Source organism: Sphaerospermopsis aphanizomenoides BCCUSP55 (assembly GCF_001586785.1).
GTDB lineage: Bacteria > Cyanobacteriota > Cyanobacteriia > Cyanobacteriales > Nostocaceae > Sphaerospermopsis_A > Sphaerospermopsis_A aphanizomenoides_A.
On record NZ_LUFH02000023.1, the window covers coordinates 23,862 to 36,332 of the forward strand.

Consider the following 12,471-nt stretch of genomic DNA (forward strand, 5'->3'; position numbering starts at 1 on the left):
AGCCCATGAATAAATTGACTTGGTTACACAAAAATCTCTTTAATAACTGGTACAATAGTTTATTAACTATAATCTGCTCAATATTTATATTTTGGGTAGCTAAAGGATGCTTATTTTGGGCATTCAATCAAGCACAATGGCAGGTAATTCAAGTTAATTTACATTTATTTTTAGTTGGTAGGTTTCCCCAGAACTTATATTGGCGAATTTGGATTGTACTGGGAATTAATACATTTTTAACTGTGATAACTTGGAGTTTATTTAACAAAAAAACAAATTTTATAAAAAGCAGATTTGATAAATCTCTCACTCCTGTGCTTGCACCTATATGGTTATTAGCTTTCACGATTAATATATGGCTAATTGGCGGAGGGTTTGGTTTACAATCTGTATCCACAAATTTATGGAATGGATTATTATTGACACTTTTAATGGCAATAGTTAGCATTGTGCTTTCTTTTCCCCTAGGTGTGTTATTAGCATTAGGACGTACAAGCAATTTGTTCCTAATTCGTTGGTTTTCTGTCCTCTATATTGAAATAGTGAGAGGATTACCACTAATCGGAATTTTATTTATTGCTCAAGTCATGTTACCTTTATTTTTACCTCCTGATTTACGTTTAGACCGCTTAATTAGAGGAATTGCGGGACTGGTGCTATTTAGTGCGGCTTACATGGCTGAAAATGTGCGGGGGGGACTACAATCAATTCCCAGAGGACAAATTGAAGCTGCAAAAGCACTAGGATTTAATCCACCTTTATTCATCATATTAATTGTCTTACCTCAAGCTTTACGTGCTGTTATTCCTGCAATTGTGGGACAGTTTATAGGTTTGTTTAAAGATACTTCTCTTTTATCTTTAGTGGGGTTAGTGGAACTCACAGGTATTGCTCGTTCTATTTTGGCACAACCAAGGTTTTTGGGTAGATATGCTGAAGTTTATATATTTATTGGCTTAATTTATTGGTTATTTTGTTACTCTATGTCTTTAGCTTCTCGCAGGTTAGAAAAGCAGTTAAGTAGTTAAAACACATCAACATTTATATTTATTAACTTTTGTTAACTTTGAGGTTTAAATTCATGCAACTAAAAGAACCAATTATTATAGCTGAAGATGTTCACAAGTGGTATGGCAAGTTCCACGCGCTTCAAGGAGTGAGTTTAACAATTAATCGCGGAGAAGTAGTGGTGTTAATGGGGCCTTCCGGTTCTGGAAAATCTACTTTTATCCGCACATTTAACGCTTTAGAGGAATATCAACAAGGAAAAATTACAATTGATGGCATTACTATCAGTCGTGATTTGCGAAATATTGAAACCATTCGTAAAGAAGTAGGGATGGTATTTCAGCAATTTAATTTATTTCCTCATTTAACAGTTTTAAACAACATAACCTTAGCTCCTATTTGGGTACGTAAATTACCAAAAGCAAAAGCGGAAGAATTAGCAATGCAACTTTTAGAAAGAGTGGGTATCTTAGCACAAGCGAATAAATATCCAGGACAGTTATCTGGTGGACAACAACAACGGGTAGCTATAGCTCGTGCATTAGCTATGCAACCCAAAATTATGCTATTTGATGAACCTACTTCCGCTTTAGACCCGGAAATGGTCAGAGAGGTTTTAGATGTAATGAGAAATCTTGCTAGTGAAGGAATGACAATGGTGGTTGTGACTCATGAAGTAGGATTTGCGCGGGAAGTTGCAGATAGAGTAATGCTGATGGATGGTGGTTCTTTAGTTGAGGAAGCAACTCCTGATACCTTTTTTACTCAACCGAAGGAAGAAAGAACAAGGAAGTTCTTGTCACAAATACTTTAGTAGGACTTACGGTTGGAGAGTGACAGAACAGAGATAGTTAGTCGTGCAAAATAAATTGCACATTTCGGGAAAGAAACAACATCCTAGAGATAGATTTTTTTGCAAAATGTATAATTAATTCTGATGTTTTACTTATTAGCTATATATAGCAATCGCCCGTTTTAGGACATCAATTGATGATAAAACCCAGATAACAAAAGACTTTTCACACTGTCACCTGTCACCTGTCACCTGTCACCTGCTATATACGCTCAAAGAAGTAAGGGAACTGGGGATGATTTTTTACTTCGATGACTTCTCAGTAATTAAGCTGACATCAATAGACGATTTCATAATTTATTTATAATCTTCATTATAGGATTTATCTATAGATTGAAGATTCCTTCTATAGTTATCATTAGAATCATCTATTTAATGAGTTTTAAATGTAATCAACTAAACCAATACCTACGGAAATCATAATCTAAACATAATTATTATCATCAAAGAAAATATATATATTAGAAATTTTCCTCAAAATTAGGGTCTCATAATAAATTTTTTCTTATATGTCTAATCTAATATTTATTTAAGATTTACCTTTCCAAGTTAACCACTTTTACTCAAAAACCTGTAAACTAAATTTCACTAGGTCAGAGATGCGTCCCCCTCTCACCTAGAGACTCAAAGTAATTAAACTTTGTTCCCATAGCCAAGTTAGCCATTTTCCGACAGAAAATGTCAACTTCGCATGACTACATATATTTTGGTGCAGTAGCAAGAGATCCAAATAATTTTTGTGTTCTTGCTGTAATTTTCATGACTAAAAAATAGATTTTTCAATCAAGGAGATATGTTATGTCAGATTTTTTAAATCAAATTTCGCGCCGAAAATTTATCGTTACTGCTGGAATTTCAGCAGGTGCTGTTTTCTTGAAAGGTTGTCTAGGCAATCCTCCAGAGGCTGGTAATACTAGCAGCACTTCTACACAATCTGCTGTTCAACCAGTAGCTAATATTAGCCCAGAACAAAAACCAGAAACAACAAAAGTCAAACTTGGTTATATTCCCATTGTTGAATCTGCACCTTTAATTATTGCTTTAGAAAAAGGCTTTTTTACTAAATACGGAATGTCTGAAGTAGAACTTTCCAAACAAGCTTCTTGGGGTTCTGCACGGGATAACGTCGAAATTGGTTCTGCGGGTGGTGGTATTGATGGTGGTCAATGGCAAATGCCTATGCCACACTTAATTACCGAAGGTAAAATTACCAAAGGTAATAAACCCATTCCCATGTATGTTTTATGTCAATTAATTACACATGGTAATGGAATTGCGATCGCTAACAAACATCTAGGGAAAGGTATTAGCGTAAAACTTGATGGTGCTAAACCTTTATTAGCACAGCTTAAATCTTCCACGCCCTTCACCGCAGCCTTTACATTTCCCCACGTTAACCAAGACTTATGGATTCGTTATTGGTTAGCAGCAAGTGGAATTGATCCAGATGCAGATGTCAAATTGTTGACAGTACCCGCAGCGCAAACTGTAGCCAACATGAAAACCGGCACAATGGACGCTTTCAGTACCGGAGATCCCTGGCCATTCCGTCTTGTTAACGACAAAATTGGCTTCATGGCCGCATTAACAGCGGAAATTTGGAAAAATCACCCTGAAGAATATTTTGCCATGAGAGGAGATTGGGTTGATCAACATCCCAAAGCCACAAAAGCCTTACTCAAAGGCATTATGGAAGCCCAGCAATGGTTAGATAATTTTGACAACCGCAAAGAAGCAGCCCAAATTCTGGCAGCTAAAAAGTATTTTGGTTTATCTTCACCAGAAGTTTTAGCTAACCCATACCAAGGTAAATATGACATGGGTGATGGGCGCAAAATTGATGATAAATCAATGGCTGCTTACTACTGGAAAGATGAAAAAGGCAGCGTATCTTATCCTTACCAAAGTCATGATTTATGGTTCATAACAGAAAATGTGCGGTGGGGATTTTTACCCAAAGATTACATTGCTAATGGTGGTACTAAAGCCAAAGAATTAATCAAAAAAGTTAACCGCGAAGATATTTGGAGAGAAGCTGCTAAAGAACTAGGATTACCTGCGGCGGATATTCCCACCAGTACATCTCGTGGTGTAGAAGAATTTTTTGATGGCGTTAAATTTGACCCTGAAAAACCAGAAGAATATCTCAAGAGTTTAACTATCAAGAAAGTTAGCGTTTAGTCCTTAGCAATTGACCATTAATCATTAAACAGTAGTAAATTTGAGGAAACATCAATGACAGTAGCCCAAAAACGTTCAACAACTCCTAAGTTTGATAATAGCTTTTTATCAAGTTTACAAAAGCAATTTCCTGAACTTGTTCCTCCAGCTATTGCCCTCCTGATATTCTTAACGATTTGGCAATTATTCTCTTGGACTCCAGGGGCGACTTTACCAGGGCCTATACAGGTTATTCAAGACACTTGGATTTTAATTTTGTATCCATTCTATGATAAAGGTGGTACTGACAAAGGGCTATTTTGGCAAATTTTTGCTAGTTTACAACGGGTTGCTATTAGCTATACCTTAGCGGCAGTTGTGGGTATTGGTTTGGGGGTTTTAATCGGTGTCAACAAAACCATGTCCAAAGCTTTAGACCCTCTATTTCAGTTATTAAGAACTGTACCACCTTTGGCTTGGGTGCCTATTTCTCTAGCAGCTTTAAGACAAAACGAACCAGCAGCATTATTCGTAATTTTCATTACTGCAATTTGGCCGATTTTAATTAACACTGCTGTGGGTGTAACTCAAATTCCCCAAGACTATAACAACGTTGCTAAAGTTTTACAACTTAGCCGCAAAGAATACTTTTTCAATATTCTCATTCCTTCCGCATTACCCTACATTTTCACTGGTCTGAGAATCGCCATCGGTTTAGCTTGGTTAGCGATTATTGCGGCAGAAATTGTTATGTCTGGTATTGTCGGCATTGGCTTTTTTATCTGGGATGCCTATCAAAATAACAACGTGAGCGAAGTTATTTTGGCTCTAGTTTATATCGGTGTTGTTGGTCTAATCTTAGATAAACTCATGGCTGCACTACAAAACTGGATTTTACCAGAACAAAAATAGAGCCTGGGTATTGGTGGGTAATGGAAAGAATTATTACCAATCACCAATTACCAATTTAAAATACAAAATTCAAAATTCAAAATCTAAAATTATGTCTGTATTTGTTGCTGTAGATCAAATTGATAAAGTCTTTGAATTAACCGGTGGCGGTCAATATATCGCCCTCAAAGGCATTAACTTAGAAATCAAAAAGGGCGAATTTATTTCTCTTATCGGTCACTCTGGTTGTGGTAAATCTACTCTCTTAAATATGATTGCTGGGTTAGATTTGCCTACAGAAGGTTTAGTCACTTTGGAAGGTCAAAGAATTAAGAAACCAGGGCCAGATAGAATGGTAGTATTTCAAAACTATTCTCTCTTACCTTGGCGAACTGTGAGAGAAAATATCGCCTTGGCTGTAGATTCAGTCTTAAATGGGATGCCAGCTGCCGAACGTAAAGCCATAATCGACAGACATATAGATATGGTGGGTTTACGTCCCCATGCTGACAAACAACCAGGGATGTTATCTGGTGGACAAAAACAACGAGTAGCGATCGCTCGTGCTTTGGCAATTCGTCCTAAACTATTATTATTAGATGAACCTTTTGGGGCGTTAGATGCACTAACTCGCGGTAATTTGCAAGAACAGTTAATGCAAATCTGCGAAGAAAATGAAGTAACTGCGGTCATGGTGACACATGACGTAGACGAGGCAGTGCTTTTATCTGACAGAATTGTCATGTTAACTAATGGACCAGAATCCAAAATTGGTGACATTTTAGAAGTAGATATTCCCAGACCCCGTAAACGCATGGAAGTTGTAGAACATCCCAGTTACTACAGTTTGCGGAGTGAAATGATTTATTTCCTCAACCAACAAAAACGCATCAAAAAATTACGGGCAAGAAAAACACCAGCTATTGCCCGTCATGGTTTAGAAAAAGTAAATTTAGAAATCGGTTTCTTACCTCTTACTGCCTGTGCGCCTCTGGCAATAGCTAAAGAAAAAGGCTTTTTCACTAAACATGGTTTAGATGAAGTTTCTTTAGTTAGAGAAAGCAATTGGCGTGGTGTTGTTGATGGTATCAGTGGTGGATATTTAGATGCTGCCCAAATGCCATCAGGAATGCCAATTTGGTTATCTTTAGGAGGCAACAAAAACCAACCTTTACCAGTTGTCACCTCCTTAACTATGACTCGCAACGGTAACGCCATTACCCTAGCGAAAAGATTTTATGAACAAGGTGTACACAGTCTTTCAGACTTCAAAAAATACCTCCTACAAACCCGTGAACAACAACACAGAATGGGGGTAGTACATCCAGCCTCAATGCACAATTTACTCTTGCGTTATTGGTTAGCAGCAGGAGGAATTGATCCTGATTTTGATGTGGAAATGAAAAATATTCCCCCTGCTCAAATGGTGGTAGATTTGAAAGGTGGAACAATAGATGGTTACTGCGTTGGTGAACCTTGGAATTATCGCGCAGCTATTGAAGGTTCAGGTTTTACAATTGCTACAGATTTAGAAGTTTGGTTAGGACATCCTGGTAAAGTTTTAGGTGTAAGAGAAGATTGGGCTAATGCTTACCCAAATACTCATATTGCTTTAACCAAGGCTTTATTAGAAGCTTGTCAATATTGCGCTGATCCCAACAATGCTCAAGAAGTTAGACAAATTTTAGCTGGTCGGGAATATGTCAGCACCGACATTGATTTTATCCAAATTGAAGATCCTGATGGTGTGAATACTTGCGATATAGATCATCCCATGCGCGAGTATGCCCACCATCAATTTTATGGTGAATCTGCTATTAATCGTCCTAGCAGAACTGAGCAAATTTGGATCATGACACAGTTAGCAAGATGGGGTGAAACTCCTTTCCCTCGTAACTGGGTAGAAATTGTGGAAAGAGTTTGTCGAGTTGGTGTATTTAGTACCGCAGCTAGAGAACTAGGTTTAGATATTAGCTACACTCGTCAACCAATTCAATTATTTGATGGTAAACCCTTCAATGCTGATGATCCTTTTGCCTATCTCACCAGTTTAGATATCAAACGCGATTTTTCTGTCGCAGAAGTTGTTCTAGATACTCCCAGAAAAGTAGCAGCTTAATATTCCTTTCTTCCTACTCTTTTTCGTTCCCATACTCTGTATGGGAATGAATAAAGTAAGGCTCTGCCTTACACAATGATAAATGATAGAGGCAGAGCCTCTTAATAGCATTCCCTGTCTCAGACTAGGAAAGAGATAATTACCAATTACCAATTACTAATTACCAAACTATGCAAAGCCGTACCCTAACTTCTACCAAATCATCTACCCAAATTCACAGCAGCCAACCTTTTTTACAAATTCAAGATGTTTGTAAAACCTACCCCACCAAAAAGGGACCTTTTACAGTTCTTGATGGTGTTAATTTAGAAGTTGCACAGGGTGAATTTATTTGTGTCATCGGCCACTCAGGTTGTGGTAAGTCAACTCTGTTAAATATGGTTTCTGGTTTTAATTTCCCCACTTCTGGACAGGTGTTATTAGAAGGACAACCTATTACTAAACCAGGTCCAGATCGCATGGTTGTATTCCAAAACTATGCCTTATTACCTTGGAGAACAGCTTTTGAAAATATTTATTTGGCTGTAAATGCTGTTTACCCCACTAAACCAGAAGCAGAAAAACGTTCTATTGTGCGGGAACATTTGGCAATGGTGGGTTTAGCTGATGCAATGGAAAAGAAACCCATGCAAATGTCTGGGGGGATGAGACAGCGTGTTTCTATTGCCCGTGCTTTAGCTATTCGTCCCAAGGTATTGATTTTAGATGAACCTTTCGGCGCTTTGGATGCTATCACCAAGGAAGAATTGCAGGAAGAGTTACTGAAAATCTGGAATGATAACCGCTGCACAGTATTGATGATTACCCATGATATTGATGAGGCGCTGTTTTTAGCAGATAAATTGGTGATGATGACCAATGGACCCCATGCCAAAATTGGGGAAGTGATGGAAATTCCTTTTTCTCGTCCCCGCGATCGCGCCCGTATCATGGAAGATCCTCAATATTACCAACTCCGTAACTACGCCCTAGACTTCCTGTTTAACCGCTTTGCCCACGATGATGTCGGTTAGCCAAAAATAGGCCGACGTTTCCCAAGGTTTAATAATAGACCAGAAGAAACGATTCCAGCTAAGATTCACTTTGCTTAAAAGTTTACGCCAACAGATGGATGCGGCTATTTCCTAACTACTAATATAATCAATTAAGCACAATTAACCCCAATTTATTAGGAAACTTGGGGTTTATTTATTGTGCATAAACCCGAAATAATACCAATTAAAAATTAAGAAATTTAGATTTTATCTGAATTTTCAAATTTAAATCTGTTACTTTATTAGGACTGGTTGTCGCCGATAAAGTAAGTCGGAAATTTATTAACTTTCGCCATGCAGCAATAGGGTTTTACTGCTAACTGCTGCTGTAAATTCACGCAAGGTAAAAAGACGTGAAAAATTCTATATCTCAACTACAAAGGGTCTTACCCATTAGTCCCCGCGCACTGCTGTTAGTAAATCGTCATTCTCGTAAAGGACAAGAAAATTTATCAGAGGCTATTCATTGTCTGGAAACTCTCGGTTTTCATCTGATTCAAGAGTCCACACAAAATCCCAAACATTTACCTGATGTGATTCGCAAATACCAAACAGAACTTGATTTGGTAATTGTTGGTGGTGGTGATGGGACTCTTAATGCCGCTGTCGATGCTATGGTTGATACTCAATTACCTTTAGGAATTTTACCCTTGGGAACTGCTAATGATTTAGCGAGAACTTTGGGTATTCCTAATTCTTTACCAGAAGCGTGTCAAATTATTGCGGCTGGACAGTTGCGACGGATTGATTTAGGTTGGGTCAATGGTAAGTATTTTTTTAATGTTGCTAGTCTGGGTTTGAGTGTGAAAATTACCCAGAGATTAACTAAAGAAGTAAAACGCCGTTGGGGAGTATTTGCTTATGCAGCAATAGCATTGCAAGTAATTTGGGAATCTCGTCCCTTTAGTGCAGAGATTCGCACAAATGGCCAATCTATTCGCGTTAAAACTGTACAAATTGCTGTGGGTAACGGGCGGTATTATGGTGGTGGCATGACTGTGTTTCATGATGCGTCAATAGATGACCAAAGATTGGATCTGTATAGTTTAGAAATTGACCATTGGTGGCAAATAATACCTTTGTTACCTGCCATACGTCAAGGTAGACACATTCATTGGCGGAGTGTTCGCGCTATCCAAGGAAAGGAAATTGAGATTTATACCCGTAAACCTCATGCTATTAATACGGATGGAGAAATCACTACTTATACTCCGGCTGTGTTTCGGGTAATGCCCAAGGCTATTAGTGTTTTAGTTCCTCCACTATAATTAATGTAATGTGCCAATTCCTCTGAAGTCGCACGAAAATGAATTTGAGATTTTCTCAAGATATTAAGTCTTTATTGCAATGTTTAACTGAACAGCCACTAACTCTAGGTGATATTTTGAGGCAAACTTCGGAACGGAGTTTTAGCCTAGTAATTGCATTATTAGTTTTACCATTTCTGTTCCCTATGCCTCCAGGGTTAACAGGCCCTTTTGGCGCTGCTTGCTTGCTGTTGTCAGTACAGATGCTTTTGGGCAGGCGATCGCCTTGGCTTCCTAAAAAAATCGCTAACTACAAATTTCCCCGCCCCTTTGCTCAAATCATCTTGCAAAATCTGCGTCGAGTGACTAAAGTATTGGAGAAGATTACCCGTCCTCGCTTGACGAAAATAGCTTCTCATCCTTTGACTTGGAAAATCAATGGGTTTTGTATTTCTTGGTTGACAATATTACTAATTTCGCCAATTCCTTTTACCAATCCTATACCCACCATCGGTATTTTACTTTTGGCAGTTGCAACTATTGAATCTGATGGCTTGTTGATATGTATTAGTTACGTGATTACAGCCTTGATTACTTTTTTGTTTGGGTTTATTGGTTATGCACTTTGGTTAGCGCCAAGGTTACTACCCTCAAATTTACTAGCTAGTGGTATTTTAGATTTTAGATTTTAGATTTTAGATTTTAGATTTTAGATTTTAGATTTTAGATTTTAGATTTTAGATTTTAGATTTTAGATTTTAGATTTGGGATTTTAGATTTTAGATTTGGGATTTTGGTTGAGTTATTCAAAATCCAAAAAAATACAGCAGCTTTGCAGTAAATGAGGTACAAAACTCCATCCAAAAGTCTTGCCTGATCAGCATTTGAAAGCTGACCGCTGACCGCTGATAGCTGAAAGCTGCTGTAGTTTGATAGCATAAAAAAAATTAAAATTGTTACAAAACTATATACCATCGCGCTCTGAGACTTGCTATGATAGAGTACCCAGCCAAAAATAGCTGTGGTTAATCAACAGAAAAGCTAAACTTTCCATCTTGTGATTCGTCAGAATCCTGAGTGAAACCGGAAAAGTTCTCTATTCTCAAGAACTTTTTTAATGACAAAAATGCACAAATAAGCAATTTAAAGATTGCTAAAATAAAACCCTCAGCTAAAAGCCGAGGGTTAGAATCTAATTAAGGTGCATCTACTATTTTTCTTATCCGTCTTAATCCTGATAAAATCCGGAAAATTATTAATAATTAGATAGTTTTTTCAAGGATAAAAACAAAGGACGAAATATTCTCATTTATGAATTAGGTACAATTTCTCAGCCCGGTCTTAGAAAAGGAATCATTGTTTACATCTTGTGAAATTTCGTGTTAGTATTGTTTTACTCTTTAAATACGGTTGCATAACCAGACAAGGGTAGACCAAATTTTATTAGTTAAAGGTGCTTCGACTACACATTTATGTCGATTAAAGGTGAAAAGCACGAGAGTAATATTTGAATTAAACCCCCAGTTCCACCTGAGGGCAGTTAATCAATTAAGGTATATATACTTCCTCCTGGGTGTCATCTGAATCAGGACAATTTGATGAAAGAGCGATCGCTTTTTTGAAGCCAGAATTCAGGTGTTAGCTCAAACAGCAAGAAGCCTCTCGCCTACCCGTAAGGGAGGCGATGAGGAACGAACATTTAAACAATAACTATCTTGAAGCAACTTGGGGTTCTGCCCAAACTTGCGTATCTGTGACACCATAAGTTACAGGTTTATCTCCGTCTGTGGTGACATTTACAGTTTTCCCATCACTACTAACTTGTACGAGAGGCCAATTTTCCTCACCTAGTTCACCAGCACGGAACAGTGCATGATCTGGTTGTTTTTTACTCCAACCTAACAACATAGCTATTTTCTCATGCTCATCTTCTGCTGAAACAGGAGTTACCGTGGTAGCGTGATTCTCTTGGCGATCCCAAATCACAGCTTGGTCTGTAACATCCGCTGTATTGAAGATACCCATAAATTTGCGGGCTAAAAAGCGATCGCCTTTTTGAGACCAACTAATGGGAACTAGAACTCCTATTTTCCCTTCCGTATCATTGTTTGTCTCCGCAAGAGTCTGTTTTAATAAAGGATCTGCAACGTTAGCTGTCTTCGCAATTACCCGTAAACTTTTGGTTTGCCGATCTTCTATAAACAACAAGCTACTAACTCGGCTATTGTGCATTTCCGGGTTGACTTCTAGTTGTACTCGGCTATAAACAGCATATCTACCATCAGGCGAAACCACTGGTATGCTGCGATAGTAACGCACTCCAGAACCCCCTTGACCACCAATAGCTTCCTGAGTCATCATGATCCACTTCCAAGGAATCGGATGAGGGCTACCCATAGGATCATCTGGCAATCCTTCGGAATCCCTTGGTGGCCCATCTATAGGAACTTCTTTCATCAAGGGAGGTAGTGATTCTCTCACAGTGGATGTCAATAATGAATCATTACCCTGACTTGCAGTGCCTACAGAGTTAACCCGATCTTCTAAAGCCTGATTTTTGGCATCTTTTAATTTTTGGACTAAATTAGTTTGACTGACAGGTATGTTTGATAGATTAGGCAGTTTAACTAGCTGCGAAATATCAGTAACATTTGCATCATCCCCAGATTGATAATTTTTTTGTCCTACCTCAGAATTAACTTGATCTGCTGATAATAGTTGCTTTTCTTGATTTATAGATGTGTTTGCTAGTCCAATCCCAAATTTGCTTGGCAAAGAATTAACTTCACCTCTATCTAAACTAGGTTCTTTAGCAACAGTAGTTGTTGTGGATGTTGAATCCAGTTTTCCAAGCCCCGTACTACTTTTTGCTACCTGTGATTGTTTCGCTAAGGTGGAGTGAACCGATACCCCAACGAATGGAGCAATAAGTATAATAACAACTGCGTACTTGAGAAATGGTTGTACGCGAAACCATCCTGACAGCAAAAGGGATTTCAGCATGAGTGGACTCTCTAAGGGGCGGTTGCTATGGTGAGAAGCAATGTCTATTCAGGCAGGCGAAAAGCTATTATTATGTATAACAACAAACTAGAAGCTCTAACGAGATCATTTCTTTAAATTTTGCATCACTTTACAAAAGTTTTAGTATCATCATTC

9 protein-coding genes are annotated in these 12,471 nt (G+C 38.1%); 8 read left to right on the forward strand and 1 reads right to left on the reverse strand.

Annotated features, from left to right (window positions below):
- Positions 1 to 5: 5 nt before the first annotated feature.
- The 8 genes from A0J48_RS08150 (at position 6) to A0J48_RS08185 (ending at position 10,004) form a co-directional block, all read left to right on the forward strand.
- Positions 6 to 1,028, forward strand: coding sequence for an amino acid ABC transporter permease (locus A0J48_RS08150; protein WP_200322016.1), 1,023 nt, complete (start codon positions 6 to 8; stop codon positions 1,026 to 1,028).
- 53 nt (positions 1,029 to 1,081) lie between these two features.
- On the forward strand, positions 1,082 to 1,822 hold the full coding sequence (locus A0J48_RS08155; protein WP_234300790.1) for an amino acid ABC transporter ATP-binding protein: 741 nt from the start codon (positions 1,082 to 1,084) through the stop codon (positions 1,820 to 1,822).
- 837 nt (positions 1,823 to 2,659) lie between these two features.
- On the forward strand, positions 2,660 to 4,042 hold the full coding sequence (locus tag A0J48_RS08160) for a CmpA/NrtA family ABC transporter substrate-binding protein (RefSeq protein WP_200322018.1): 1,383 nt from the start codon (positions 2,660 to 2,662) through the stop codon (positions 4,040 to 4,042).
- A gap of 54 nt (positions 4,043 to 4,096) precedes the next feature.
- On the forward strand, positions 4,097 to 4,933 hold the full coding sequence (gene ntrB, locus A0J48_RS08165; protein WP_200322021.1) for a nitrate ABC transporter permease: 837 nt from the start codon (positions 4,097 to 4,099) through the stop codon (positions 4,931 to 4,933).
- Between the two features lie 91 nt (positions 4,934 to 5,024).
- Entirely contained in the window at positions 5,025 to 7,031 is a 2,007-nt protein-coding gene (locus A0J48_RS08170) for an ABC transporter ATP-binding/substrate-binding protein (RefSeq protein WP_200322023.1), read from the forward strand.
- A 170-nt stretch (positions 7,032 to 7,201) separates the two neighbouring features.
- Positions 7,202 to 8,044, forward strand: coding sequence for a nitrate ABC transporter ATP-binding protein (locus A0J48_RS08175; protein ID WP_200322025.1), 843 nt, complete (start codon positions 7,202 to 7,204; stop codon positions 8,042 to 8,044).
- A gap of 413 nt (positions 8,045 to 8,457) precedes the next feature.
- Positions 8,458 to 9,333, forward strand: a complete 876-nt coding sequence (locus A0J48_RS08180) for a lipid kinase (RefSeq protein WP_200322059.1) — start codon at positions 8,458 to 8,460, stop codon at positions 9,331 to 9,333.
- A 38-nt stretch (positions 9,334 to 9,371) separates the two neighbouring features.
- The gene (locus A0J48_RS08185) at positions 9,372 to 10,004 is read left to right on the forward strand and encodes an exopolysaccharide biosynthesis protein (protein WP_200322027.1); all 633 of its coding nucleotides are present in this window, start codon (positions 9,372 to 9,374) and stop codon (positions 10,002 to 10,004) included.
- 1,018 nt (positions 10,005 to 11,022) lie between these two features.
- On the opposite strand, the gene A0J48_RS08190 is transcribed toward A0J48_RS08185, so the two are convergent.
- Entirely contained in the window at positions 11,023 to 12,315 is a 1,293-nt protein-coding gene (locus A0J48_RS08190; RefSeq protein WP_200322029.1) for a hypothetical protein, read from the reverse strand.
- Between the last annotated feature and the right edge of the window lie 156 nt (positions 12,316 to 12,471).